General features: G+C 70.5%; 19 protein-coding genes, 2 pseudogenes and 1 riboswitch. Of the genes and pseudogenes, 16 read left to right on the top strand and 5 right to left on the bottom strand.

Annotated features, from left to right (window positions below):
• Positions 1-34: 34 nt before the first annotated feature.
• The 10 genes and pseudogenes from hpnC to WBG99_RS03110 all read left to right on the top strand — a co-directional run bounded on the left by hpnC (position 35) and on the right by WBG99_RS03110 (position 12,928).
• Positions 35-937 carry a squalene synthase HpnC gene (gene hpnC, locus WBG99_RS03155; RefSeq protein ID WP_338894822.1) on the top strand — a complete coding sequence of 301 codons (903 nt, stop codon included), beginning with the start codon at positions 35-37 and terminating at the stop codon, positions 935-937.
• A complete protein-coding gene (hpnD, locus tag WBG99_RS03150) occupies positions 934-1,884 on the top strand; it encodes a presqualene diphosphate synthase HpnD (protein WP_338894820.1) in 951 nt (316 codons plus the stop codon). The genes hpnC and hpnD overlap by 4 nt, the downstream gene beginning before the upstream one ends.
• A 136-nt stretch (positions 1,885-2,020) precedes the next feature.
• Positions 2,021-3,448 carry a hydroxysqualene dehydroxylase HpnE gene (gene hpnE / locus WBG99_RS03145; protein WP_338894819.1) on the top strand — a complete coding sequence of 476 codons (1,428 nt, stop codon included), beginning with the start codon at positions 2,021-2,023 and terminating at the stop codon, positions 3,446-3,448.
• Positions 3,449-3,528: 80 nt separating this feature from the next.
• A complete protein-coding gene (locus tag WBG99_RS03140; protein WP_338900191.1) occupies positions 3,529-4,581 on the top strand; it encodes a polyprenyl synthetase family protein in 1,053 nt (350 codons plus the stop codon).
• A 138-nt stretch (positions 4,582-4,719) separates the two neighbouring features.
• Complete coding sequence (gene shc, locus WBG99_RS03135) at positions 4,720-6,714, top strand: squalene--hopene cyclase (RefSeq protein WP_338894818.1); 1,995 nt, start codon at positions 4,720-4,722, stop codon at positions 6,712-6,714.
• The gene (locus WBG99_RS03130) at positions 6,714-7,358 is read left to right on the top strand and encodes a 1-hydroxy-2-methyl-2-butenyl 4-diphosphate reductase (protein ID WP_338894817.1); all 645 of its coding nucleotides are present in this window, start codon (positions 6,714-6,716) and stop codon (positions 7,356-7,358) included. The genes shc and WBG99_RS03130 overlap by 1 nt, the downstream gene beginning before the upstream one ends.
• A 5-nt stretch (positions 7,359-7,363) precedes the next feature.
• Entirely contained in the window at positions 7,364-8,386 is a 1,023-nt protein-coding gene (gene hpnH / locus WBG99_RS03125) for an adenosyl-hopene transferase HpnH (RefSeq protein ID WP_338894816.1), read from the top strand.
• 4 nt (positions 8,387-8,390) lie between these two features.
• Entirely contained in the window at positions 8,391-9,548 is a 1,158-nt protein-coding gene (gene ispG, locus WBG99_RS03120) for a flavodoxin-dependent (E)-4-hydroxy-3-methylbut-2-enyl-diphosphate synthase (RefSeq protein WP_338894814.1), read from the top strand.
• Between the two features lie 40 nt (positions 9,549-9,588).
• Positions 9,589-11,518 (top strand): annotated as a pseudogene (gene dxs, locus WBG99_RS03115) (1-deoxy-D-xylulose-5-phosphate synthase).
• Positions 11,519-12,928: an aspartate aminotransferase family protein gene (locus tag WBG99_RS03110; RefSeq protein ID WP_338894813.1), complete on the top strand. Its 1,410-nt coding sequence runs from the start codon at positions 11,519-11,521 to the stop codon at positions 12,926-12,928.
• A 382-nt stretch (positions 12,929-13,310) separates the two neighbouring features.
• On the opposite strand, the gene WBG99_RS03105 is transcribed toward WBG99_RS03110, so the two are convergent.
• The gene (locus tag WBG99_RS03105) at positions 13,311-14,108 is read right to left on the bottom strand and encodes a tyrosine-protein phosphatase (protein WP_338894812.1); all 798 of its coding nucleotides are present in this window, start codon (positions 14,106-14,108) and stop codon (positions 13,311-13,313) included.
• Positions 14,109-14,365: 257 nt separating this feature from the next.
• Here WBG99_RS03105 and WBG99_RS03100 point away from each other — a divergent pair, with 257 nt between their 5' ends.
• From WBG99_RS03100 to WBG99_RS03085, 4 genes are all read left to right on the top strand, one after another.
• Positions 14,366-16,438 (top strand): alpha-galactosidase, encoded by a 2,073-nt coding sequence (locus WBG99_RS03100; protein ID WP_338894811.1) that lies wholly within the window; start codon positions 14,366-14,368, stop codon positions 16,436-16,438.
• 302 nt (positions 16,439-16,740) lie between these two features.
• Positions 16,741-16,899: riboswitch (cyclic di-AMP (ydaO/yuaA leader) on the top strand.
• A 5-nt stretch (positions 16,900-16,904) separates the two neighbouring features.
• A complete protein-coding gene (locus WBG99_RS03095; protein ID WP_338894810.1) occupies positions 16,905-17,903 on the top strand; it encodes a peptidoglycan DD-metalloendopeptidase family protein in 999 nt (332 codons plus the stop codon).
• A gap of 208 nt (positions 17,904-18,111) precedes the next feature.
• Positions 18,112-18,822, top strand: coding sequence for a DUF6250 domain-containing protein (locus tag WBG99_RS03090; protein ID WP_338894809.1), 711 nt, complete (start codon positions 18,112-18,114; stop codon positions 18,820-18,822).
• 122 nt (positions 18,823-18,944) lie between these two features.
• The gene (locus WBG99_RS03085; protein ID WP_338894808.1) at positions 18,945-19,730 is read left to right on the top strand and encodes an SGNH/GDSL hydrolase family protein; all 786 of its coding nucleotides are present in this window, start codon (positions 18,945-18,947) and stop codon (positions 19,728-19,730) included.
• Positions 19,731-19,950: 220 nt separating this feature from the next.
• Here the strand turns inward: WBG99_RS03085 and WBG99_RS03080 are convergent, their stop codons facing one another.
• Together WBG99_RS03080 and WBG99_RS03075 are read right to left on the bottom strand one after the other, a co-directional pair.
• A complete protein-coding gene (locus tag WBG99_RS03080; protein ID WP_338894807.1) occupies positions 19,951-20,571 on the bottom strand; it encodes a TetR family transcriptional regulator C-terminal domain-containing protein in 621 nt (206 codons plus the stop codon).
• Positions 20,572-20,641: 70 nt separating this feature from the next.
• Entirely contained in the window at positions 20,642-21,820 is a 1,179-nt protein-coding gene (locus tag WBG99_RS03075) for a Glu/Leu/Phe/Val dehydrogenase dimerization domain-containing protein (protein ID WP_338894806.1), read from the bottom strand.
• Between the two features lie 175 nt (positions 21,821-21,995).
• On the opposite strand from WBG99_RS03075, the gene WBG99_RS03070 reads away from it, so the two are divergent.
• Positions 21,996-23,180, top strand: coding sequence for an MBL fold metallo-hydrolase (locus WBG99_RS03070; protein ID WP_338894805.1), 1,185 nt, complete (start codon positions 21,996-21,998; stop codon positions 23,178-23,180).
• Between the two features lie 521 nt (positions 23,181-23,701).
• Here the strand turns inward: WBG99_RS03070 and WBG99_RS03065 are convergent.
• Together WBG99_RS03065 and WBG99_RS03060 are read right to left on the bottom strand one after the other, a co-directional pair.
• Positions 23,702-24,586 (bottom strand): cytochrome c biogenesis CcdA family protein, encoded by an 885-nt coding sequence (locus tag WBG99_RS03065; RefSeq protein WP_338894804.1) that lies wholly within the window; start codon positions 24,584-24,586, stop codon positions 23,702-23,704.
• A 7-nt stretch (positions 24,587-24,593) separates the two neighbouring features.
• On the bottom strand, positions 24,594-25,160 hold the full coding sequence (locus tag WBG99_RS03060; protein WP_338894803.1) for a redoxin domain-containing protein: 567 nt from the start codon (positions 25,158-25,160) through the stop codon (positions 24,594-24,596).
• Positions 25,161-25,723: 563 nt separating this feature from the next.
• Here WBG99_RS03060 and WBG99_RS03055 point away from each other — a divergent pair.
• A pseudogene (locus WBG99_RS03055) lies at positions 25,724-26,788 on the top strand (protein kinase family protein).
• The last annotated feature ends 45 nt before the right edge of the window (positions 26,789-26,833 follow it).

Here is a 26,833-nt window from a genome sequence, read left to right as displayed (position 1 = left end):
ATGCTTTTGCCGTTCCCGCGCCAGGTGACGGGCGGTGACCGAAACCGGGACGGCGCGCACCGGCGACCCGGAGCGCGACACCCTCGACAAGGCCGGGACCGAGAACTTTCCCGTCGCGCCGTTCTACCTGCCCAGGGCCTGGCGCGACGACCTGATGGCCGTCTACGGCTTCGCCCGCCTCGTCGACGACATCGGTGACGGCGACCTCGCTCCCGGCGGCGCCGACGCCCGCCTCCTGGGCGTCCGCCCCCAGGACGCCGACGACCGACTGCTCCTCCTCGACGCCTTCGAGGCCGACCTCCACAAGGTCTTCGACGGCACCCCGGGCCACCCGCTGCTGCGCGGGCTCCAGCGCACCGTCCGCCGCCGCTCGCTCGCCCCCGAGCCGTTCCTCGCCCTGATCGCAGCCAACCGCCAGGACCAACTGGTCAAGCGGTACGAGACCTACGACGACCTGCTCGCGTACTGCGAGCTGTCCGCCAACCCGGTCGGCCACCTGGTCCTCGCCGTCACCGGCATCACCACCCCCGAGCGGGTTCGGCACTCCGACGCGATCTGCACCGCGCTGCAGATCGTCGAGCACCTCCAGGACGTGGCCGAGGACCTCGGCCGCGACCGTGTCTATCTGCCCGCCGCGGACATGAAGCGCTTTCACGTTCAGGAGGCGGATCTCGCCGCACCCACAGCGGGCGCGTCGGTGCGCGCGCTGGTCGCGTACGAGGCGGAACGTGCCCGGCTTCTCCTGAAGGAGGGCACCCCCCTCGTGGGTAGCGTCCACGGCGGGCTGAAGTTGCTCCTCGCGGGGTTCGTGGCGGGAGGAAGGGCGGCCCTCCACGCGCTCGCCGCCGCCGAGTTCGACGTACTTCCCGGCCCGCCCAAGCCCGGCAAGCTCCGGCTGCTGCGCGAGGTGGGCGCGACCCTGCGAGGAGAGGGGTGATCCGGATCGTGGAGTCGGAACCACACGCGTCCGCGCCGGTACTCGCCGCCTACAGCTACTGCGAGGCCGTCACCGGGCGGCAGGCCCGCAACTTCGCCTACGGCATCAGACTGCTGCCGACGCCCAAGCGCCGCGCGATGTCCGCGCTGTACGCGTTCTCCCGGCGCGTCGACGACATCGGAGACGGCGCGCTCGCCGCCGAGGTCAAGGAGGCCCGGCTGGAGGAGACCAGGGCCCTGCTCACCCGGGTCCGGGACGGCTCCGTCGGTGAGGACGACACGGACCCCGTCGCGGTGGCCCTCGCCCACGCCGGGGAGACCTTCCCGATCCCCCTCGACGCCTTCGACGAACTCATCGACGGCGTCCTCATGGACGTACGCGGCGAGACCTACGAGACCTGGGACGACCTGAAGGTCTACTGCCGCTGTGTCGCGGGCGTCATCGGACGGCTCTCGCTCGGAGTCTTCGGCACGGAACCGGGCGTGCGCGGAGCGGAGCGCGCGCCGGAGTATGCCGACACCCTCGGGCTCGCGCTCCAACTCACCAACATTCTCAGGGACGTTCGGGAGGACGCGGAGGGCGGGCGCCTCTATCTGCCCGCCGACGACCTCGCGAAGTTCGGCTGCTCGGCCGGGTTCGCCGGGCCGCTCCCGTCGGCCGACTCCGACTTCGCGGGGCTGGTGCACTTCGAGGTGCGCCGGGCTCGCGCCCTGTTCGCCGAGGGCTACCGGCTGCTGCCGATGCTCGACCGGCGCAGTGGCGCCTGTGTCGCCGCCATGGCCGGCATCTACCGACGGCTGCTGGACCGCATCGAACGCGAGCCGGAGGCCGTACTGCGCGGCCGGGTCTCGCTGCCCGGGCGTGAGAAGGCGTATGTCGCCGTGCGCGGCCTGTCCGGTCTGGATACCCGCCATGTGTCGCGCCGTACCGTCAGGAGGCGCGTCTGATGGACCATCCGGGCAAAGGCGAATCCGTCGGGGAAAAGCGGCACGCAACCCGCCGCGGTGCGGGAGCGTCCCTGACTGCGACGGTCGGCAGGGGACCGCGTCGCCACCCCGGCGGACCGGCAGGGGAGGGTGCACGATGACCGACGGCGCACAGTCCGGGGGACTGCCGGACGCGGACCGTACGGGCCGTCCCCGGAGCACGGCCGCGGTGGTCGGCGGGGGGCTGGCGGGCATCACCGCCGCGCTCGCGCTCGCCGACGCCGGTGTCCGGGTCACCCTCCTGGAAGGGCGGCCCCGACTCGGCGGACTCGCCTTCTCCTTCCAGCGTGGCGACCTCACCGTCGACAACGGACAGCATGTGTATCTGCGCTGCTGCACCGCCTACCGCTGGTTCCTCGACCGTGTCGACGGGGCCGCGCTCGCACCGCTGCAGAACCGTCTCGACGTGCCGGTCCTCGACGCCGGGGGCCGGCCCGGGAGGCGGCTCGGCAGACTGCGGCGCGACGCGCTGCCCGTACCTCTGCATCTGGGGCGCAGCCTGGCCACGTACCCCCACCTCTCGCTCGCCGAGCGCGCCCGGGTGGGACGGGCGGCGCTGGCGCTGAAAGCGCTCGACCTCGCGGATCCGGCCCTGGACGAACGGGACTTCGGCAGCTGGCTGACCGCGCACGGCCAGTCGGCGCGTGCCGTCGAGGCGCTGTGGGACCTCGTGGGGGTCGCCACCCTCAACGCGGTGGCCCAGGACGCCTCCCTAGGGCTCGCCGCGATGGTGTTCAAGACGGGCCTGCTGTCCGACCCGGGCGCGGCCGACATCGGATGGGCCCGGGTCCCGCTGGGTGAACTGCACGACCGGCAGGCCCGTAAGGCGCTGGACTCGGCCGGGGTCCGCACCGGACTCCGCACCCGTGTCACCTCTGTCCGCCCTCAGGTGGACGGGAGTTGGCGGGTCGAGACGCCCGGCGAGAGCATCGACGCGGACACGGTCGTCCTCGCCGTGCCGCAGCGCGAGACGTACGAACTGCTGCCAGAGGGCGCGCACGACGACCCTGGGCGGTTGCTGGAGATCGGCACCGTGCCGATCCTCAACGTCCATGTGGTGTACGACCGTAAGGTGCTCACGCGACCGTTCTTCGCGGCGCTCGGCTCCCCGGTGCAGTGGGTCTTCGACCGGACGGAGGCGTCCGGGCTGAGCCAGGGCCAGTATCTGGCGCTGTCGCAGTCGGCCGCCCACGACGAGATCGACGAGCCCGTGTCCGTGCTGCGCGAGCGGTATCTGCCCGAGCTGGACCGGCTGTTGCCCTCCGCGCGCGGCGCGGCGGTGAAGGACTTCTTCGTGACCCGGGAGCGCACCGCGACGTTCGCTCCCACCCCCGGCGTCGGACGGCTCAGGCCCGGCGCCCGCACCGAGGCCCCCGGCCTGTACCTGGCCGGAGCGTGGACCGCCACCGGGTGGCCCGCGACCATGGAGAGTGCGGTCCGCAGCGGCATCGGCGCGGCGGACGCCGCCCTCGCCGCTCTGGGCCGGCCCCGAGAGCACCTCTTCCGCTACGAGGAGGCAGCGTGACGCTCGAAGCGCGCAGGACCGGCTTTCGCACTCCCGGCACCGCAACAAGAGGAGAGACTGTGCCCACTGTGCCCCCGGCCGTGACGGCCGCTGCGAGGACCGCGGTGGACGTGACCGCGCTCCTGGAGCGCGGGCGGACCCTGGCCACCCCCGTGCTGCGGGCGGCCGTCGACCGGCTGGCGCCCCCCATGGACACCGTCGCCGCCTACCACTTCGGCTGGATCGACGCCCACGGCAACCCCGCCGACGGCGACGGCGGCAAGGCCGTGCGCCCCGCGCTCGCGGTCATGTCGGCCGAGGTCACCGGCGCCGCACCCGAGGTCGGCGTCCCCGGTGCGGTCGCGGTGGAGCTGGTGCACAACTTCTCGCTGCTGCACGACGACCTGATGGACGGCGACGAACAGCGCCGCCACCGCGACACCGTCTGGAAGGTGCACGGCCCCGCCCAGGCCATCCTCGTCGGCGACGCCCTGATGGTCCTCGCCAACGAGATCCTGCTCGAACTGGGTACCGCCGAGGCGGCCCGCGCCGCCCGCCGCGTCACCACGGCGACCCGCGCCCTCATCGACGGCCAGGCCCAGGACATCTCCTACGAGCACCGTGAGCGGGTCACCGTCGAGGAGTGCCTGGAGATGGAGGGCAACAAGACCGGCGCCCTGCTCGCCTGCGCCTGCTCCATCGGCGCCGTCCTCGGCGGCGCGGACGACCGCACCGCCGACACGCTGGAGAAGTACGGCTACCACCTCGGCCTCGCCTTCCAGGCCGTCGACGACCTGCTGGGCATCTGGGGCGACCCGGTCGCCACCGGCAAGCAGACCTGGAGCGATCTGCGCCAGCGCAAGAAGTCCCTGCCGGTCGTGGCCGCGCTCGCGGCCGGCGGGCCGGCCTCCGAGCAGCTCGGTGAACTGCTCGCCGCCGACGCCAAGAGCAGCGACTTCGAGAACTTCTCCGAGGAGGAGTTCGCCGCGCGCGCCGTCCTCATCGAGGAGGCGGGCGGCCGGGAGTGGACCGCCGAGGAGGCGCGCCGCCAGCACACGATCGCCATCGACGCGCTGGACTCCATCCGGATGCCCGAGCGGGTGCGGGACCAGTTCGCGGGGCTCGCCGACTTCGTCGTCGTACGGAAGAGATGACCGCCGTGGCCCAGGAGCCGACCACTGTCGGTCGAATAGCACTCGCGTAGTCGCCGGCCGGTGCCTCGTCACCGGACACGCACCGGCCGACGGCTGACCCACCGCAGAGAGATCCGTCCACTGCACGAAGGGGAAGCCATGACAGCGACGACCGACGGAAGCACCGGGGCACTGTCGCCCCGCGCGGCCTCGGCCAGCGACACCGACCACGAGGCCCCGGGGGCGGCAGGGGTCCAGGAGGCCGCCGCACACGCCATACGGCGCGCCACCGACTTCCTGCTCTCCCGACAGGACGCCCAGGGCTGGTGGAAGGGCGACCTGGAGACCAACGTCACCATGGACGCCGAGGACCTGCTGCTCCGTCAGTTCCTGGGAATTCGCGACGAGAAGACCACCCGGGCGGCGGCCCTGTTCATCAGAGGCGAGCAGCGTGAGGACGGCACCTGGGCCACCTTCCACGGCGGCCCGCCCGAACTCTCCGCCACCGTTGAGGCGTACGTCGCGCTGCGGCTGGCCGGGGACGACCCGTCCGAGCCGCACATGGCGAGGGCGTCCGCGTTCATCCGGGAGCGGGGCGGCATCGCCGCGGCGCGGGTGTTCACCCGCATCTGGCTCGCGCTGTTCGGCTGGTGGAAGTGGGACGACCTGCCGGAGATGCCGCCGGAGCTGATCTACTTCCCGAAGTGGATGCCGCTGAACATCTACGACTTCGGGTGCTGGGCGCGGCAGACGATCGTCCCGCTGACAGTCGTCTCGGCGAAGCGGCCGGTGCGGCCCGCGCCGTTCCCGCTGGACGAGCTGCACACCGATCCGGGACGGCCGAGTCCGCCCGGGCCCCTCGACCCGTTGGCCAGTTGGGAGGGTGTCTTCCAGCGGCTCGACAAGCTGCTGCACGGCTATCACAAGGTGGCGCTGAAGCGGCTGCGCAAGGCGGCCATGAACAGCGCGGCCCGCTGGATCGTCGAGCGGCAGGAGAACGACGGCTGCTGGGGCGGCATCCAGCCGCCGGCCGTGTACTCGGTCATCGCGCTGTACCTGCTCGGCTATGACCTCCAGCATCCGGTGATGCGGGCCGGGTTGGAATCCCTCGACCGGTTCGCCGTGTGGCGCGAGGACGGGGCCCGGATGATCGAGGCCTGCCAGTCCCCGGTGTGGGACACCTGCCTCGCCACCATCGCGCTCGCCGACGCGGGTCTGCCGGCCGACCACCCCCAACTCGTCAAGGCCGCCGACTGGATGCTCGGTGAGGAGATCGTCCGCCCCGGCGACTGGGCGGTAAAGCGGCCCCAACTCCCGCCGGGCGGCTGGGCGTTCGAGTTCCACAACGACAACTACCCCGACATCGACGACACCGCCGAGGTCGTGCTCGCGCTGCGCCGCGTCAAGCACCACGACCCGGAGCGCGTCGAGAACGCCATCCGGCGCGGGGTCCGCTGGAACCTCGGCATGCAGTCGAGGAACGGGGCGTGGGGTGCCTTCGACGTCGACAACACCAGCCCGTTCCCCAACCGGCTGCCGTTCTGCGACTTCGGCGAGGTGATCGACCCGCCGTCCGCCGACGTCACCGCGCACGTGGTGGAGATGCTGGCGGTCGAGGGCCTGTCCCGTGATCCACGCACCCGCCGGGGCATCGAGTGGCTCCTCGCCGAACAGGAGCCGAACGGCTCGTGGTTCGGCCGATGGGGCGTCAACTACGTCTACGGCACCGGATCGGTGGTCCCCGCGCTGGCGGCTGCCGGACTGCCCGCCGCGCACCCCGCGATCCGTCGGGCCGTGGCCTGGCTGGAGACCGTACAGAACGACGACGGCGGCTGGGGTGAGGACCTGCGCTCCTACCCCGACCCGGCCGAGTGGGGCGGCAAGGGCGCCTCCACCGCATCCCAGACCGCGTGGGCGCTGCTCGCGCTGCTGGCGGCGGGGGAGCGGGACGCCAAGGCCACCGAGCGCGGCATCGAGTGGCTGGCCCAGACCCAGCGGGAGGACGGCGGCTGGGACGAGCCGCACTTCACCGGCACCGGCTTCCCCTGGGACTTCTCGATCAACTACCACCTCTACCGGCAGGTGTTCCCGCTCACCGCGCTCGGCCGGTACGTCAACGGTGAACCGGCCGTCCTGAAAGCCAGGGGAAGCTGATGACCACGCCCTCCTCCCCGGCTCCGCTGCTGATCGCCTGCGCGCTCGGCATCGAACAGCTCGCCCTGCGCAGCGGCGACCGGGGCGGCGCCGGGGGCCCGGTCACCGTACTGCGCACCGGCATGGGGCCGAGGGCCGCCGAGCGGTCCGTCTCCCGGCTGCTCGCCGATCCGGGGCTGCGCGACGCGGCCGTGCTGGCCACCGGGTTCTGCGCCGGGCTCGCCCCCGGTATGCACCCCGGTGACCTGGTGGTCGCCGAGGAGACCTGGGGGCCCGGCGGTGCCGTCACGCCCTGTGTCTCCCCCCGACGTCTGGTCAGAGAGCTGGAGCGCGTCGTGCCCGGCCGCACGGTCCACACCGGCCCGCTCACCGGATCCGACCACGTCGTACGCGGTCAGGAACGGTCCGACCTGTGTGCGACCGGCGCACTCGCGGTCGACATGGAGTCCGCCGTCACGCTCCACTGCGCCGTGAGATCGGGCGCACGCCCCGTTGCGGCCGTCCGGGTGGTCGTGGACGCTCCAGAGCACGAACTGGTCCGGATCGGCACGGTACACGGTGGAATATCGGCCTTCCGCGTCCTTCGTGCCGTACTTCCCGCTTACTACGAATGGCACCGTTCCTTGCTGCTCCCCCGGAGGTGAGCCAGATGGCCATGCCGCTCCGCCAGTCCATCAAGGTGGCGACGTATCTCGTTGAACAGAAGCTTCGCAAACGGGACAAATTCCCGCTGATCGTCGAGCTGGAACCGCTCTACGCCTGCAATCTGAAGTGCGAGGGCTGCGGCAAGATCCAGCATCCGGCGGGCGTGCTCAAACAGCGCATGCCGGTCGCCCAGGCCGTGGGCGCCGTCCTGGAGTCCGGTGCGCCGATGGTGTCGATCGCCGGCGGCGAGCCCCTGATGCACCCTCAGATCGATGAGATCGTGAGGCAGTTGGTGGCCCGCAAGAAGTACGTATTCCTGTGCACCAACGCCCTGCTGCTGCGCAAGAAGATGGACAGGTTCAAGCCCTCGCCGTACTTCGCGTTCGCCGTGCACATCGACGGGCTGCGGGAGCGGCACGACGAGTCGGTGGCCAAGGAGGGGGTGTTCGACGAGGCCGTGGCGGCCATCAAGGAGGCCAAGCGGCGCGGCTTCCGGGTGACCACCAACTCGACGTTCTTCAACACCGACACCCCGCAGACCATCATCGAGGTCCTCGACTACCTCAACGACGACCTCCGGGTCCACGAGATGATGATCTCGCCGGCCTACGCCTACGAGAAGGCCCCCGACCAGGAGCACTTCCTCGGCGTCGAGCAGACCCGCGAACTGTTCAGGAAGGCATTCTCGGGCGGGAACCGGCGGCGCTGGCGCCTGAACCACTCGCCCCTGTTCCTGGACTTCCTGGAGGGCAAGGTCGACTTCCCGTGCACGGCGTGGGCGATCCCCAACTACTCGCTCTTCGGCTGGCAGAAGCCCTGCTACCTGATGAGCGACGGGTACGTCACGACGTACCGGGAGCTCGTCGAGAAGACCGACTGGGACGCCTACGGCCGGGGCAGGGACCCGCGCTGCGCCAACTGCATGGCGCACTGCGGCTACGAACCGACCGCCGTCCTCGCCACCATGGGATCGCTGAAGGAGTCCCTGCGCGCCCTGCGCGAGACGGTCTCCGGGAACCAGGGGTGATGTCATGACCGCCGTGTCTCTGGGCGTTCCCGAGGTGCCCGCCCGACCGGTCGCGGAGCGCCGCCTCGCGCGGCTGATCCAGGTCGGTCCGGTGGCCGTGGGGGGTGGGGCCCCGGTGTCGGTGCAGTCGATGACGACGACCCGTACATCGGACATCGGCGCCACCTTGCAGCAGATCGCCGAACTGACCGCGTCGGGCTGCCAGATCGTCCGGGTCGCCTGTCCCACGCAGGACGACGCGGACGCCCTCGCCACCATCGCCCGCAAGTCGCAGATCCCGGTGATCGCGGACATCCACTTCCAGCCCAAGTACGTGTTCGCGGCGATCGAGGCCGGTTGCGCGGCGGTGCGGGTCAACCCCGGCAACATCAAGCAGTTCGACGACAAGGTCAAGCAGATCGCGCGGGCGGCGAAGGAGTGCGGAACGCCGATCCGGATCGGGGTCAACGCGGGCTCGCTCGACAGGCGGCTGCTCCACAAGCACGGGAAGGCGACGCCGGAGGCGCTGGTGGAGTCCGCGCTGTGGGAGGCGTCGCTCTTCGAGGAGCACGGCTTCCGGGACATCAAGATCTCGGTCAAGCACAACGACCCCGTGGTGATGATCGAGGCGTACCGGCAGCTGGCGGCCCGGTGCGACTACCCGCTGCATCTGGGGGTCACCGAGGCCGGTCCGGCGTTCCAGGGCACGATCAAGTCCGCGGTCGCCTTCGGGGCGCTGCTCAGCGAGGGGATCGGTGACACGATCCGGGTCTCGCTGAGTGCCCCGCCGGCCGAGGAGGTCAAGGTCGGCATCCAGATCCTTCAGGCGCTGAACCTGCGGCAGCGGCGGCTGGAGATCGTGTCGTGCCCGTCGTGCGGGCGGGCGCAGGTCGATGTGTACCGGCTGGCCGACGAGGTGAGTGCGGGTCTGGAAGGCATGGAGGTGCCGTTGCGCGTCGCGGTCATGGGCTGCGTCGTCAACGGGCCCGGAGAGGCACGTGAGGCGGACCTGGGGGTGGCCTCCGGCAACGGCAAGGGTCAGATCTTCGTGAAGGGCGAGGTCATCAAGACCGTCCCCGAATCAAAGATCGTGGAGACCCTCATCGACGAGGCGATGAAGATCGCCGAGCAGATGGAGAAGGACGGCGTCGCGTCGGGGGAGCCGGCGGTCACCGTGAGCTGACGACACGGCTGAAGAGCAAGGACCGAGAGGGGGCCCGAGCGTGACGATTCTGGAGAGCATCCGGCAACCGCGCGACCTGAAGGCGCTGACCGAGGCGGAACTCGGTGAACTGGCGGAGGAGATACGGGAGTTTCTGGTGCACGCGGTCGCCAGGACCGGTGGTCACCTGGGACCCAATCTGGGGGTGGTGGAGCTCTCCCTGGCGCTCCACCGGGTTTTCGATTCACCCGTCGACCGCATCCTGTGGGACACCGGTCACCAGAGCTATGTGCACAAGCTTCTGACGGGGCGTCAGGACTTCTCCAGGCTGCGCGGCAAGGGCGGGCTGTCCGGCTATCCCTCGCGCGAGGAGTCCGAGCACGACGTCATAGAGAACAGCCACGCCTCCACCGCCCTCGGCTGGGCCGACGGTCTCGCCAAGGCCCGCCAGGTGAGGGGGAGGAGGGGCATGTCGTCGCCGTCATCGGCGACGGCGCGCTGACCGGCGGCATGGCCTGGGAGGCACTGAACAACATCGCGGCCGCCAGGGACCGGCCGCTGGTCATCGTCGTCAACGACAACGAGCGCTCGTACTCCCCGACCATCGGCGGCCTCGCCAACCACCTCGCCACCCTCCGGATCACCGACGGCTACGAGCAGTTCCTCGCCTGGGGCAAGGACGTCCTGCTGCGCACCCCGCTGGTCGGCAACCAGGTCTACGAGGCGCTGCACGGCGCGAAGAAGGGTTTCAAGGACGCGTTCGCACCGCAGGGCATGTTCGAGGACCTGGGTTTGAAGTACGTCGGCCCGATCGACGGGCACGACTTCAAGGCGGTCGAGTCGGCGCTGCGGCGCGCCAAGCGCTTCCACGGGCCCGTCCTCGTCCACTGCCTGACGCAGAAGGGCCGGGGTACGAGCCCGCGCTGGCCGACGACGAGGACCACTTCCATACGGTCGGAGCGATGGACCCGCTCACCTGCGAGCCGCTCGCGCCCTCGGGCGGGCCGTCCTGGACCTCCGTCTTCGGCGACGAGATCGTCCGCATCGGTGACGAGCGCGAGGACGTCGTGGCGATCACGGCGGCCATGCTGCACCCGGTGGGACTCGGCAGGTTCGCGGAGAAGTTCCCGGACCGGGTGTGGGACGTCGGGATCGCCGAGCAGCACGCGGCGGTGTCGGCGGCCGGCCTCGCCACCGGCGGGCTGCACCCGGTCGTGGCGGTCTACTCGACCTTCCTCAACCGGGCCTTCGACCAACTGCTGATGGATGTGGCGCTGCACCGGTGCGGGGTCACCTTCGTCCTGGACCGGGCCGGGGTCACCGGAACCGACGGCGCCTCGCACAACGGCATGTGGGACATGTCGATCCTCCAGGTCGTGCCGGGGCTGCGGATCGCCGCGCCGCGCGACGCCGACCAGTTGCGGGCGCAGCTGCGGGAGGCGGTCGCCGTCGACGACGCGCCCACGCTGATCCGGTTCCCCAAGGAGTCGGTGGGGCCCCGGACCCCGTCCCTGGAACGGGTGGGCGGCATGGACGTCCTGCACCGCCCCCCGTCCTCGGAGCGTCCTGCGGTGCTGCTGGTGGCCGTCGGCGTCATGGCGTCGGTGTGCCTGCAGGCCGCCGAACTGCTGGAGGCGCGGGGCATCGGCTGCACCGTCGTCGACCCGCGCTGGGTCAAGCCGGTCGATCCGGCACTGCCGTGGCTCGCCGACGAACACCGGCTGGTGGCCGTCGTCGAGGACAACAGCCGGGCGGCCGGGGTGGGTTCGGCGGTCGCGCTCGCCCTGGCGGACGCCGAAGTGGACCTACCCGTAAGACGGTTCGGGATTCCGGAGCAGTTCCTGCCGCATGCCAAGCGCGGGGAGGTGCTGGCGGACATAGGTCTGACGCCGGTCGAGATCGCCGATCGGATCAGCGTCTGTCCGGCCCTCAAGGACGAGCCGACGACGGGGGACCTGCCCGAGGCCGAGCATGCCAAGGAGAAACCGTAAATGACCACCGCCGAACCCACCGACGGCATCGAGGAGTTCGACCTCGGCAGACTCCTGACCGAGCGCGGCGCCGAGCGCTACGAACTCCACGCCCGGCATCTCAACCACCAACTCCCGCGCATGCTGCACACCATCGGCTTCGACAAGGTCTACGAGCGGGCCGAGGGCGCGTACTTCTGGGACGCGGACGGCGCCGACTACCTGGACATGCTCGCCGGGTTCGGGGTGATGGGGCTCGGCCGCCATCACCCCGTGGTCCGCAAGGCGCTGCACGACGTCCTCGACGCGCGGCTCGCCGACCTGACCCGCTTCGACTGCCAGCCGCTGCCCGGACTGCTCGCCGAGAGGCTGCTTACCCACAGCCCGCACCTGGACCGGGTCTTCTTCGGCAACAGCGGCACCGAGGCCGTCGAGACCGCGCTGAAGTTCGCCCGCTGCGCCACCGGCAGACCGCGCGTCCTGTACTGCGCCCACGCCTTCCACGGGCTCACCGCCGGCTCGCTGTCCGTGAACGGCGAGGACGGCTTCCGGGACGGCTTCGCACCGCTGCTGCCCGACACGGCCGTACCATTCGGTGATCTCGACTCCCTGGCAAGAGAGTTGAAGAAGGACGACGTCGCCGCCCTCATCGTCGAGCCCATCCAGGGCAAGGGGGTGCGCGAGGCGCCGCCCGGCTATCTGCGCGCCGCACAGGAGCTGCTGCGCCGGCGCAAGGCGCTGCTGATCGTCGATGAGGTGCAGACCGGTCTCGGGCGGACCGGGGACTTCTACGCCTACCAGCACGAGGACGGTGTCGAGCCGGACCTGGTCTGTGTGGCGAAGGCGCTCTCCGGCGGCTATGTACCGGTCGGGGCGACCCTCGGAAAGGAGTGGATCTTCAAGAAGGTCTACGCGTCGATGGACCGCGTCCTCGTCCACTCGGCCAGCTTCGGCTCCAATGCCCAGGCCATGGCCGCCGGCCTGGCCGTCCTCTCGGTCATGGAGAACGAGCAGCTCGTGGCGAACGCCCGGGCCACGGGGGAGCGGCTGAAGGCCCGGCTCGGGGCGCTCGTAGACAAGTACGAGCTGCTGAGCGACGTACGCGGCCGGGGGCTGATGATCGGTATCGAGTTCGGCAGGCCGAAGTCGCTGAAGCTGCGTGGCCGTTGGACGATGCTCCAGGCGGCCCGCAAGGGACTGTTCGCGCAGATGGTCGTCGTACCGCTGCTGCGGCGGCATCGCATCCTCACCCAGGTCTCCGGCGACCATCTGGAGGTGATCAAGCTGATTCCGCCGCTGGTCATCGGGGAACGGGAGGTGGACCGGTTCGTCGAGGCCTTCACCGAGGTGATGGACGACGCGCACGGCGGCAGCGGGCTGATGTGGGACTTCGGCAGGACGCTGATGAAGCAGGCGGTGGCCAGCCGCTAGTGCCGCGTCGGTCAAGGTTTGCCCGTCAAGGAGCGGCGTCCGGTGCGTGCTCTCGGCGTGCCGGCCGGAAGGCGTCATCCGCCCGAAGGGCCTGGACGTACTCGGGCTTTCGTCCGGTGCGGCGAGAGGGCGTGCCGGGCGTCGCGACGGGGCGAACCTTGGCTGACGCGGCACTAGTTGTACGGGCGGCGGAAGGGGCCGCCGACGGTGCGGCTCCGGCGGTCTTTGCCTCTGAGGCAAGAATGGGCCGCAGAGGCGAAGGTCCGGCTGAACGGAGGGCATGAGCCCTCCCGAGGGTACGCCCCCGCTGGACGGAGCTGCCCGCCGTCGCCCCGCAGCACGCCGACGCGGGCCGGCCTCCCAGGGGATGCCCGAACAGCACCTAGTCGAGCAGCCGCTCGCGCAGCAGCTCCCGGGTCTGAGGGGTCACCTTCAGACCCTGCTCCAGATACGTGTCCACATTGCCCCAGGTCTCCTCGACCGTGTCCAGGGCCGCCTGGAGGTACTCGGCGCGGGCGTCGAACAGCGGGCTCAGCAGCTCCATGATCTCCGGGGAGTAGGCGCTCGCGGAGGTGCTGCTGCGGTGCACCTTGTAGCGGCGGTGCTTGGCGTTCGACTCCAGGTAGTCCGCCACGACGGCCTCGCGCTCGACACCCAGGGCGAGGAGGGTGACGGCGATGGAGAGGCCCGCGCGGTCCTTGCCCGCCGCGCAGTGCATCAGCGCGGGCACGCTGTCCTCGGCCAGCGCGTGCAGCACACGCGAGTGCTCGGCCGTGCGGTGCTTGACGATCGTGCGGTAGGAGGTGATCATCCGGCCGGCCGCCTTGCCGTCGTCCAGCAGCGCGCGCAGCTGGTCCAGGTCGCCGTCGCGGACCATCTTCCAGAACTCGGCGCCGTCCGCCGGATCGCTCAGCGGCAGGTTCACATTGCGCACGCCGGGCAGCTCGACGTCCGGGCCCTCCAGCTTCTGGTCGGCCGCGTTGCGGAAGTCGAAGACCGTGTGCAGGCCGAGGGAGGCCAGGAACGCGGTGTCCTCGTCGGTCGCGTGCGCGAGGTGGCCACTGCGGAACAGGACTCCATGACGCACCCGACGGCCGTCCACGGTCGGCAGACCGCCCACATCGCGGAAGTTGCGCACTCCGGTCAGCTCGGGCTCGGTCGACGGGATCTGCTGCGTCACGGGGGCTCCTCCCATCCGGCCGCCGGCGCCGATCGTCGACGGGCGCGCACTCGACACCGAGGCGCGCACTCGACGATACGACATGGGCGGGTACCCCAAGGAGTCGTCCACAGGGGCCGTGAGGGGCGCCCGACGGTTGTCCACAGGGCCCTGCGGGAAGGGGCGTCGGCAGTTGTCCACAGGCATTGCCGAGCGCCTGCGACGACCTGCGATGATGTTGAAGCCCGATCGCACCTGTTCGAATCTGTGGGGACTTTATGTTGGACATCGGCGCAGACGGCCGGACCTGGCTTCTCACGGGACCCAGGAGCAGCTATGCCCTACGGCTCACGGAGAACGACGAACTGCTGCACCTGCACTGGGGCCCTTGTATCGCCCTCGCCGACGCCGAGGAGCTGGCCGCTCGGCAGCAGCTGGTGTACTGGCCGTTCGAGGCCCCGGTCGACGGATACGAGGAGTACCCCGTCGAGGGCGGCCCCCGCTTCGCCCGCCCCGCCCTCTCCGTGCGCACGGACGAGCGGCGCGGTACCGAGTGGACCTTCCGGACGTACGAGGCCGACGGCGACGAGCTGCGGCTGAGTTTCACCGACGGCGGCCTCGGGATCACCCTGCACTACCGGATGCGCGACGACGTGGTGGAGCGCTGGGTGACCCTGGTCAACGAGGGTCCGACAGCGGAGCTGCTGCGGGCCGACTCGGCGACCTGGACGCTGCCGCCGCGCGAGGAGGCCTGGCGGCTGTCGCAGCTGCACGGGCGGTGGGCGGCCGAGTCCCGGCTGGTGCGCGCGGACCTCACCTACGGCGAGAAGGTCATCGGCAGCCGCCGCGGGCACACCGGGCATCAGCACCTGCCCTGGGTCGCCCTGGACACCGACGCCGGCGAGGAGCGGGGCGAGGTCTACGGCTGCGCCCTCGGCTGGTCGGGTTCCTGGCGGATCGCGGTCGCCCAACTCCCGGACGCGCGCGTGCAGATCACCGGCGGCGCCGGGTACGACGAGTCCGGTCTGCTGCGGCTGGAGACGGGCGACACCTTCACCACGCCCGTCTTCGCGGGCCTGTGGAGCGACGGCGGCCACGGCGGGGCGAGCCGCGCCTGGCACGCGTACCAGCGGACGTACGTCATCCCGGACGCGGACCAGGACCGGCCGGTGCTCTTCAACTCCTGGGAGGCCACCGAGTTCGACATCTCCGAGGAGCAGCAGGGCACGCTCGCGCGACGCGCGGCGGCCGTCGGGGTCGAGCTGTTCGTGGTGGACGACGGCTGGTTCGGGGCGCGCACCAGCGACCGGGCCGGCCTCGGCGACTGGACACCCAACCCCGACCGCTTCCCCAAGGGGCTGAAGCCGCTCGCCGACTATGTGCATGCCCTCGGTATGCAGTTCGGCATCTGGGTCGAGCCCGAGATGGTCAACCCGGACAGCGAGCTGTACCGGGCGCACCCCGAATGGGTACAGTTCCAACCGGGGCGAAAGCGGACGGAACTGCGTAATCAGCTTGTCCTCAATCTCGCGCGTGAGGACGTCCAGGAGTACCTCTGGGAGCGACTGGACACTCTCCTGTCCAGCGCGCCGATCGACTATGTGAAGTGGGACTTCAACCGCTGCTTCACGGATGCCGGCTGGCCCGGGGAGCCGTATCCGCAGAAGCTGTGGGTCGAGCATGTGCAGGCCTTCTACGCGCTGCTGGACCGGTTGCGGTCCGCCCACCCGCAGGTCGCCTTCGAGTCGTGCTCCGGCGGCGGCGGTCGTATCGACCTCGGGGTCATGGCGCGGACCGACCAGGTGTGGACCTCCGACAACACCGACCCGCTCGACCGGCTCGCCATCCAGCACGGCTTCAGCCAGGTCCACCCGGCCCGGACCATGGCCGCGTGGGTCACGGACAGTCCGAACAACCAGCTCAACGGTCGGGTCAGCACACTGCGGTTCCGGTTCGTCAGCGCCATGGCGGGTGTGCTCGGTGTCGGCGGCGACCTCGCCGAGTGGAGCGAGGAGGAGTTGGCCGAGGCGCGGGACTGGGTGGAGCTGTACAAGGAGATCCGGCCGGTCGTGCAGCGCGGCGACCTCTACCGGCTCCGGCCGCCGACCGGTGGGCTGAGCGCCGTGCAGTACGTCCATGGTGACGAGATCGTCGTGCTCGCCTGGCTCCAGGCCCAACACTACGGCGAGCCGGTCGCGCCGCTCCGGCTGCGCGGCCTCGACCCGACAGAAGTGTATGAGTGCCGCGAAACGGGTGAAATGCACCGAGGTGCCGTGCTGTTGCATCACGGCCTGCGGACCGGTCTGCGGGGCGACTTCGATGCGATGGTTATCCGCATGCGTCGTACTTGAGCTATCTGTCCGAAATGAAGCGGTAATTCCAAGTAGCCCTGGAATAGAACCTACTGGCTCGTAGCGGAGTGAGCAGCGTCATACTCGTGACCGTCCGCTGTCGCCATGTCCACGTAATTCGTAGGTGTTTCCAGGGTGGTTGGTAAACGCTCAGGGGCGGTCTTTTACGGAGCGTGATCATTAATTGAGATAAGGATCAGACAGGAAGACGCACAGGAAATCCCCATGGTTGTCTCTGTGGCCACAAGTCGCTTACGTTCGGCGTCAATCCGGACGGACGCCCAATCCTGCCGCCGACCGGAGCCGCGTACCGACCCGATCCACGGCAGGAGCGGGGGACCCACAGGTATCACCGCCTGTTCCGGTCTCCGGAACGGCTAGGGGTAAAGCCGTGCACAAGCACGGCCGGGCATCTCCAGTCCGCACCCGACAGCTCACCTCGCAGGCGCCGGAGAGGAAAACGCCCATGCCCGCGAAGGGTAAGCACCGCCGTCCGAAGTCCCAGCGTTTCACCCGCTCGATCGCCGCCGCCGGCACCGGTGGGGCCGCTCTCGCGCTGCCGTTGATCGGAGCCGCAGGCGCCCACGCGGCGACCCCGACCGCCGCCGTTTCCGACGTATCCGAGAAGACCCTCACGGTCGCCGGCGAGAAGGCCACCGCCGAGGCCGGTGCGAGACTGGGCCAGGCCGAGAGGGCCGCCCAGGCGGAGAAGACCGCCACCAAGAAAGCGTCCGCCGAGACCTATTCGGTGAAGGTCGGCGACTACCTCTCGAAGATCGCGGACGAGCAGGACGTCGAGGGCGGCTGGAAGCGGCTCTACTCGGACAACCGCGAGGCGGTCGGCTCCGACCCTTCGCTCATCCACCCGGGTCTCAAGCTCACGATCGGGGGGCAGGCCGCGTCGAGCGGTGCGCCGCAGTCGTCGGAGAAGCCCCAGCCGCCGCAGTCGTCTACGAAGCCCCAGTCGTCGAAGTCCTCCGGCTCCTCGGCGCAGGAGTCGAAGGACACCCAGGCGTCGACCTCCACGTCCGCGGGCCAGTCCTCGCAGTCCAGTGGTGCCGGCTTCAGCGGGCCCATCCAGGGCGCCACCGTCGGCACCGCGTACAAGACCGCCGGAAGCATGTGGTCCAGCGGTTACCACACCGGCGTCGACTTCGTGGCCCCGACCGGCACCGGCCTCAAGTCCGTGGGCGCGGGCACCGTCGTCTCCGCCGGCTGGGGCGGCGCCTACGGCAACCAGGTCGTCATCAGGCTCGCCGACGGCTACTACGCCCAGTACGCCCACCTGTCGTCGATCTCCGTCTCCGCGGGCCAGTCCGTGAGCGGCGGCCAGCAGATCGGCCTCTCCGGCGCGACCGGCAACGTCACCGGCCCGCACCTTCACTTCGAGATCCGTACGAGCCCGAACTACGGCTCGGACATCGACCCGCTGGCGTATCTCCGCTCGAAGGGCGTCAGCCTCTGACGCAAACGCCGTTCTCGACAGGCCGGCCCCCGTGTCCCGGGGGCCGGCCTTCGGCGTTGTCGGACCTGTGGGGCCGGCGGGGGCCCGCGCGGAGCGCAGTCCGCGTCACGCTCTCGTGGTGTGGCCGGGCGACGTCTCGACAGGGGTGCGGCAGAAGGGCACAGTGATCGCCGTAAGCGCTTTCCACGGTGTCTGTCGAAGGAGTGTCATGACCAGCCGCAGAGCCTTCGGAGTCCTCGCCGCCGGTGCCGCCCTCGCGGCGCTCGCGCCGGCCCCGGCCGTGAGCGCGGTCCCGCGACACGGCCGTCGTCGGCTGATCGCGGCCGACGACTTCCGGCGCGGGCTCGGGCAGTGGGCCGTGGAACTGGAGAAGGGCGGTACGGTCGCGGCCTCACGCGGTGTGCTGGAGGTCGACGTGCCGGCCGGTGCGACCGTCTGGTTCAAGCGGAAACTGGGAGGGCCGTACGTCATCGAGTACACTGCCACCCCGGTCTCCGCGGGTGGCGTGAACGACCGGGTCTCCGACCTCAACAACTTCTGGAACGCCGTCGATGTGCGCTCGCCCGACGATCTCTTCGCCACGCCGCGTGGTGGTGCGTTCGCAGAGTACGACTACCTGAAGATGTACTACTCCGGCTACGGGGCGAACTACAACACCACGACGCGGCTGCGTCGGTACGTCGGCGAGGCGGGCGTCCGGCCGCTCCTCTACGACTACAACGAGCCGCTGCTCGTCGCGAACCAGCCGCACCGGGTCCGGATCGTCTCGGACGGCTCCACCGTGCGCTGGTGGAACAACCGACGGCTCGTCTTCGACCACACGGATCCCGAGCCGTACACGAGCGGGCACTTCGCCTTCCGGACCACATGGAGCCACTTCCGGATCGAGGACTTCACGGTGTGGCGTATTGCGAGTTGACCGACACTTGACGCGTGGTCTATCTCACCGCCCGTCAACCTCTTATTACGGTCGCGTAGGTCACATCGGAAGGTGAATCATGGGCCGATGTGGCAGACGATTCGAAGAATGACAGCAGATCAGTGATCGGGTCGTACGTGGCGGTGGGGGACAGCTTCACCGAGGGCGTCGGCGACCCCGGGCCCGACGGGCGGTTCGTCGGCTGGGCCGACCGGTTCGCGGTGCTCCTCGCGGACCGTGTGCCCGAGGGCGACTTCGACTACAACAACCTCGCCGTGCGCGGGAAGCTCCTCGACCAGATCGTCGAGAACCAGGTGCCGAGGGCTCTTGAGCTGGCCCCGGACCTGATCTCCTTCTGCGCGGGCGGCAACGACATCATCCGGCCCGGCACCGACCCCGACGAGGTCGCCGAGCGGTTCGAACGAGCGGTCGCCCGACTCACCTCGGCCATCGGCACCGTCATGGTGACCACCGGATTCGACACGCGTGACGTGCCCGTGCTGAAGCACCTGCGCGGCAAGATCGCTACGTACAACCTGCATGTGCGGGCCATCGCCGACAGGTACGGCTGCCCGGTCCTGGACCTGTGGTCACTCAAGACGGTCCAGGACAGGCGGGCCTGGGACCTCGACCGGCTGCACCTGTCGCCGGAGGGGCACACGCGGGTCGCCCTGCGCGCCGGTCAGGTGCTTGGCATCGACATCCCGGCCGACCCAGACCAGGCGTGGCCGCCGCTGCCGCCGCGCGGGACGCTCGAGATGCGCCGCGACAACATCCAGTGGGCACGGGAGTATCTGGTGCCGTGGATCGGGCGGCGGTTGCGTGGGGAGTCCTCCGGGGACCATGTGTCGGCGAAGGGGCACCTGTTGCCGGACGACATCAGGATGCGGATCGAGTCGGTCGCTTGAGCGAAGACCGGGCGACGCGCCCCTGCGGGTGCGTCGTGAGTCGGGGTCGTGTCGGTGCGTCAGCCTGGCGCTCGGTGTCCTCCGGCCGGGCGTCGACGGGCGGGAGCTGCCCGGCCCGCTGGGTGCTGCGAGGGGCTTGACACGTCGGCAGGGGGCCCTTCCGACGTCCTGCGGGTGCTCCGCCGTCTCGACGGACTCCGCTGTCAGCGGGTCGTGGTTGTCAGCGGGGCGTGGTTGTGAGGGTGTCGCGGCTCAGGCCCAGTTCGCGGGCCAGGGCCTCGTCGGCCCACTCCTGGGCGCGGGCGCGGGAGACGGCTCCCGCGTAGGTCGTCATCTGTACGGCCAAACCGTCCAGGAGGGCGGTGAGGCGGAGGGCTGCGGCGGGTGGGTCGGGGCAGTGGAACTCACCGGCGGACACGCCGGCTTCGATGACCTCGGTGAGCGCGGCCTTCCACTGGGTGTCCAGGTCGCGGGTGACCTCGCGGAGGGACGGCTCGCGCAGGGAGACCGCCCAGCCCTCGATCCACAGCCGCCAGCCCTTGGCCTGGCCGGTCGGGGCGTACCAGCGGACGGCCGCGCGGAGCCGGCGCAGTGCGGTCGTGCGGCGGCCGAGGAGCTTGCGCAGGTGGGCGAGGTCCTCCTCGGCTGCGTACCGGAACGCCTCGGCGACCAGCTTCTCCTTGGTCGAGAAGTGGTAGAGCACCAGGGCGTTGCTCACCCCGAGGACGGCGGCCACATCGGCGATCCGTACCGCCGCGACGCCCCGCGCCTCGATCTGTCCGACAGCGGCCCGGAGCAGCTCCGCACGCCGCTCGGCCACACTCAACCGCACCCTGCCCACGCGGTCACCCTACCTGTGCCTCCCACGGCCACCGCAGCCTTCGAGCCACTTCCATCGGGGCCGGACGGTGTCAGCGGTGCCGGCCGAACCGTTCCCCGATCACCGGCAGACGGTCGGCGACGATGGCGTGGGCGGCGGTCCGAGGGGTCGTGCCGTCGGTCTCCGCCCGGGCGAGCATCAGGTCGACGAGGGCACGCATGGAGCGGCGGGTGTGGGCGAAGGCCTCGTCGGCGGTGGGGCCGATGTCGCCGAACAGGGTCCACCACCACCAGGCGTTCGTGCCGGAGTTGACCACGACGTCCGGCAGGACGGTGACCCCGCGCGCGGCGAGGAGTTCCTCGGCCTGCGGCAGGACGGGCATGTTGGCCGCTTCGACGATCAGCCGGGCGGTGATACGCGCCTGCCTGGACGGGGCGATCGCGTACGAGACGGCCGCGGGGATCAGTACGTCGACGTCGGCGGTGAGCCAGGCGTCACCGGACGTCTCCCGGTCGTCGGGGCGCAGTACGGAACGGTCCACCGTGCCGTGGGGGTCGCGGGCGGCGAGCAGGGCCTCGACGTCCAGGCCGGCGGGGTTCGTGACGGTGCCCTTGATGTCGGCGACGGCGACGATCGTGAGCCCCGCCCGGGCCAGGAAGCGGGCGGTGGCTCCGCCCATGGTGCCCAGGCCCTGCACGGCGACCCGGGTCCCGGTATACGGCGTTCCGGTTCGGTCCAGGGACGTGAGCACGGACTCGGCGACGCCGCAGCCGCCGACCAACTCGTCGAGACCGATGCCGTCCACCTCGACGGCGAAGGCGTCCACGAGCCGCTGCCGGGCCGTCCACTCGTCGTCGAGAAGGGGGTAGACGGCCTGGATCGTCGACACGAGACCCGCCTCGCCGGCCGCCCGGTCCACCAGGTCGTGAGTGATCCCCAGGTCCTCGCCGGTCGTCCAGAAGTTCTCGATGTACGGGCGCATCGCGCGCAGGTAGCGCACGAGGACGCCGTACGCCTCCTGGGCGCGGGGGTCGCAGTCGATGCCGCCCTTGGCACCGCCGAGCGGGACGTAGCGGCCCTCGGGGTCGTAGTGCAGGGCCTCCTTCATGGTCATGCCGCGGGCGAGAGCGGCGACCTCGTCGAGCGTGCAGCCGGGGCGCATGCGCAGCCCGCCGCTGGAGACACCGCGGACCAGCCGGTCGATGACCAGGAAGCCCCGTCGGCCTGTGACGTGGTCGGTCCAGGTGAGCGACAGGAACGGGGAGGTCATACGGGCTCCTCGGGGCGGCCGAAGGCGGCCGGGGCGACGGAGAGGGCGGAGTCGGCGGGAACACCGGGGCTACTGAATTGTCGGTCAGTATGACATCGCGCGGTGACACATCGGACCCGGCTGTCAGTGGGGCGGCCCATAATGGGATGCCTCAGCGATTCCACCAGGAGGTGCCGTGTCCGGATCCCGTTCTCTGCGCTCGGGGCTGCGCGCAGCGCGGCCCGCCGCCTTCGGGGCGGACCCGAGTGGTGCCCGGCTGGAGCGGATCCGCAGATCCCCGCACTTCGCGAACGGGGTCTTCGTGAATCCCGAGGGCGCCGGCATCCGTCCCTCCGGCAGTGCCGCGGTGGAGATGGCGAAAAGCTATTTCCGCAAGGAGGAGCGGGCCGGACGCGCCCCGGCCGGGCTGATCCCCGTGCACTCCACGACCTTCGCCGACCTGGCCAGACCCCCGGTCGGCGGTCTGCGGATCACATGGATGGGCCACTCCAGCGTGCTTGCCGAGATCGACGGGCACCGGGTGCTCTTCGACCCGGTCTGGGGCGAGCGCTGTTCCCCGTTCCCCTTTGCCGGACCCAAGCGGCTGCACCCCGTGCCGGTGCCGCTGGCCGCGCTAGGCCAGGTCGACGTCGTGGTCATCTCGCACGACCACTACGACCATCTGGACATGCCCACGATCAAGGAGCTGGCCGGCACGGACACGGTCTTCGCCGTCCCTCTCGGCGTCGGCGCCCACCTGGAGCACTGGGGCGTCTCCGAGGGCCGGATCCGCGAGCTGGACTGGCAGGAGGCGACGAAGGTCGGGGGCCTCACCCTGACCGCGGCCCCCGCCCGGCATTTCTGCGGTCGCGGTCTGCGCAACACCCAGCACACGCTGTGGGCCTCCTGGGTCGTTGCCGGTGACGAGCACCGGATCTACCACAGCGGCGACACCGGGTACTTCGCGGGATTCGAGGACATCGGTGCCGAGTACGGCCCGTTCGACATCACCATGATCCAGGTCGGTGCGTACTCCGAGTTCTGGCCCGACATCCACATGACTCCCGAGGAGGGGCTGCGGGCCCACCTCGACCTCCAGGGCGGCCGGCCCGGCGGCGTGATGATGCCGATCCACTGGGCGACGTTCAACCTGGCGATGCACTCCTGGGCCGAGCCGGGGGAGTGGATGATGGCCGCGGGCGAGGCGGTCGGGCAGGCGGTCGCGGTCCCCGTTCCGGGCCAGCCGTTCGAGCCCGCTGGAGACCTTCCCACGCGTCCCTGGTGGCGGGACGTGTCCGCGCCGCTGGACCGTAAGTGGCCCGTCCCGGAGATCACACCGCAGGCGCCTCGTGACGACCTCGATCTTGTGGGTGAGGGCTGACGGCGGACGAGCTGAGGCGCGTGACGGAAGCCGTTGAGGCGCGGAGGTGGGCCGCATCGTCGAACAGGGCACGAGGAACTGCTGGAGAGCGGCGGGGCGTACGCGCGCCTGTACGGGGCCCAGTTCGCCCAGGCGGCGACGCTCCCCGCCTGACGGGTCTCCTCTTGGAGGTGTGGTCCGCAGGCGGCTCCTGCGACGGCCGTGCCGGTGACGATCAGCGTGCGCGGATCGGCGTACGGCGGGAGGCGGCGCGCGAGGCGGGCGCCGACGACCCTGGTCACCAGGGGCGGCAGGATCAGGTTGTCCGCGCCCACAGAACGGATCCGGAAGAGGGGGTCTATGAGCGCCCGATGAGGTCGCGTGGTCTGGTGCCGTGCATCGCAGGGCGCCGGAGAGCCCTCGATGGGGCCCTCCCGCGTGAGCGAGGTCGAGCGTGGGGGAGGAGCTACCAGGGCTTTTCGGCAACGCGGCGAGGTGCGGGCCAGGCCGTTCGACCCGGGCGCTCATAGTGCAAGGACCCCTTAAGGAGCGGGCGCGTTGCCGGGGTCGGCGGACGCTTGGCTTGGGGCGCGAGGATGCCGGCGGTGCCGGACTACGCCCCCGATCAGCAGGGCGGCGAGGAGGGCGGCGACGGCTCCGGGGCCGATGGTGTCCAGGGTGTCGGCGAGGGTGCGATGGATCGTGCCGGCGGCGTTGATGACCGGGTCCTGGGTGGCCGGGTTGTTCTGGACGCGGATCTCGTACCAGCCGTAGTGGGCGACGTAGGCGCCGACGAGGAGGACCAGGGCGCCGCCGGTGCGGGAGGCGAGTGAGCCGAGGCGGCGCAGAGCGGTGACGCGGGCGGTGCGGGTCAGGGCGACGGTCAGGGCGGCGGCGCCGACGATCACGCCCATGCCGGCCGCGTATGTGGTGAACAGGGTGATGCCGTCGAGGGTGGATCCGCTGCGGAAGGCGGAGACGACGATGGCGAGGAAGGGGGCGATGGTGCAGCCGAGGGAGGCGATGGCGTAGGCGGCGCCGAACAGGGCCATCGACACGGCGGAGCGGGTGACGGTGGGGGCGCGGCGGAGTTTGGGCAGCAGGGCGGGCAGGTCGCGTCCGGTCAGCAGCCAGGTGCCGGCTCCGGCGAGGAGGAGGCCGAAGGCGATGGTGAACCAGGGCAGGTGTTCTTGGACCTGGCCCGCGGCGGGGGCGATGGCGAGTCCGAACAGGCCGAACACGGCGGCGAATCCGGCGGTCATGGCCGCGGTGGCGGCGAGCGCGCGGCGGATGGCGGCCGTGCGGGTGGGGGAATCGTCGCCCAGGACGAGCAGGGAGAGGTAGGCGGGGAGGAGGGCGAAGCCGCAGGGGTTGACGGCGGCTAGCATGCCCGCGGTCAGGGCGAGGGCCAGGGGCAGGTCGGACATGGCGGTTTCAGCCGACGAGCGGGCTGACTTTGCCGGCGAGGCCCTTGCCGGCGGGGAGGCTGCCGGTGAAGACGGTCTTGCCGTCCTTGTCGAGGATCACGTAGACGCTCTGCTGGGTGATCTCGAACTTCTTCCAGACGCCCCCGGCCTCGTCGGCCAGGTTCGGGAAGGCGCCGACCCCTGTGTCGGTGACGAAGTCCTTCATGGCCTGCGGCTTGTCGAGTCCGGCCACCCCGATCACGTGCGCCTGGCCCTGGAACCGGGCGGCGACCTTGGCGGTTTCGGGGCCCTGGGCCTTGCAGGTGGGACACCACGGCGCCCAGAACCACAACACGGTGGGCTTGCCCGCCAGTGTGGCCGCGTCGAAGGGCTTGCCGTCCACGGTCGTGCCGGTGAACCGCAGCGTCTCGGGGACCGCCGCGGTGCCGTCCCCTGCCGGCGCGGAGGAGCCGGAGGCCGTGGGGCTGGACTTCTCTGCGGCACCGCTGGAGGAGGCGGACTTCTCCTCGCCGCAGCCGACGAGGGTGAGCGCGGTGGCGGCCAGCAGGGCGGGGAGGATGAGGCGGACACGCATGACGGGACGGCTCCTGATGGTCGGGGTCGGTTGAACCGTAAGCCGGCCAACGAGTGATGAGGACCGGGGCGGGTGCTTACGGTTCGGTGACGTCAGCCTCCCACTTCCGACCTCTGGCCTGGTGGCAGTGGTGCAACACACAGTGGACGGTGGCGTCCCGCGTGGCCACGGTGCCTGGGGTCCCTGCGGGAATCCTCGCGGTCGTCGGTAACGACGAGGGTGAGACATTCGGCCTGGGACGACCGGTAACGCTTCCGCTGCCTGCGGTTTGAGGACCGGTGCGGACCCTCCGCCGCCTATCGCCTGGCCAGCACCCCCGCCCGAGCCGAACACGCTGAAGCGGGCTGACCGACCCGCTTTACCGTAACGGTGCGCCAGGGTACTTCCTGGTGCGGCCCCTCGTGGATGAGCGGGATGCCTCCGGTGGCCAGGCTCCGGAGGAGAGTCAGGCATCGAGGAGCAGATCATCGCCCTCGACGTGAAGGGTGGCGGCAGTTCCTGCCGGGTGTTCGTTGGAGTGGTTCTACGAGAGGCGGGCGCCAGGCTGGAGGCATAGCCCTGACATGTCCCGTGGTGCTCGTCTGGCCGCTCACGGTGCCGTTTCCACATCGCTGGCGCTGCGCAGTGATCGCAGACTGCACGAGCTCGTGGACGCCGCCACACCGATCGGTTCCGGCACCGGCGGGAAGACAGTACTGCTGGAGGTCGACGGAACCTCGGTCTTCGTCAAGCAGGTACGCCTGACCGATCTGGAGCGACAACCGGAGAACGTTCACTCCACGGCGAACTTGTTCGGACTGCCGGTCTTCTGCCAGTACGGCGTCGGCCGTATCGGCGGCCCGGGGGTCGGAGCCTGGCGGGAGCTGGCCGTGCACACCATGACGACGAACTGGGTGATCGCGGGAGACCATGAGGGTTTCCCCCTGATGTACCACTGGCGGGTGCTACCAGACCCTGGCCGGCCACTTCCCGAGGAACTGGCCGATGTGGAACGAGCTGTCGCCTACTGGGGAGGCGGATCGGGGGTACGCCGTCGGATCGAGGCTCTCCAGCAGTCCTCGGCGAGCCTCATGCTGTTCCTGGAGTACATCCCGCAGAACCTGCACGACTGGTTGGGCGTCCAGATCGGGGCCAGTGACGAGGTGGCCGAGCGGGCCTGTGGCATGGTGGACGACGAGCTGAGAGCCGGCGTCTCGTTCATGAACGCCCGCGGGCTTGCTGCACTTCGACGCCCACTTCGAGAACATCCTGACCGACGGCCGGCGGCTCTTCTTCGCCGACTACGGCCTCGCGATATCCTCGCGCTTCGAGCTCACCCGGGACGAGGCCGACTTCTTCGACCAGCATCGCACCTACGACCGGTGCTACACCGTCACGCATCTGGTGAACTGGCTGGCCGTCGCTCTGTACGGATACGAACCGGAAGAACGCAAGGCGTTTGTGCGCACGTGTGCCCAGGGGGTGACCCCGGGGAAGCCCCAGCGGCGGTCGCGGCAGTCCTGAAGCGCTACGCGCCGGTCGCCGCAGTGATGGGGGACTTCTATCGCCAATTCCAGCAGGAGAGCCGGGCAACCCCCTACCCGCTGGAGGCGATCCGCCGGATCGGACAAGCAGGACGGCCTGCCTGATGCGGCGACGGGGTCATCGGCAATCCGGCCGGGGCCGCCCGCCTG

Origin of the sequence: Streptomyces sp. TG1A-60 (assembly GCF_037201975.1) — a bacterium.
Taxonomy (GTDB): domain Bacteria; phylum Actinomycetota; class Actinomycetes; order Streptomycetales; family Streptomycetaceae; genus Streptomyces.
The sequence above is the reverse complement of the archived record's forward strand: the minus strand, read 5'-3'. Positions and strand labels throughout refer to the sequence as shown.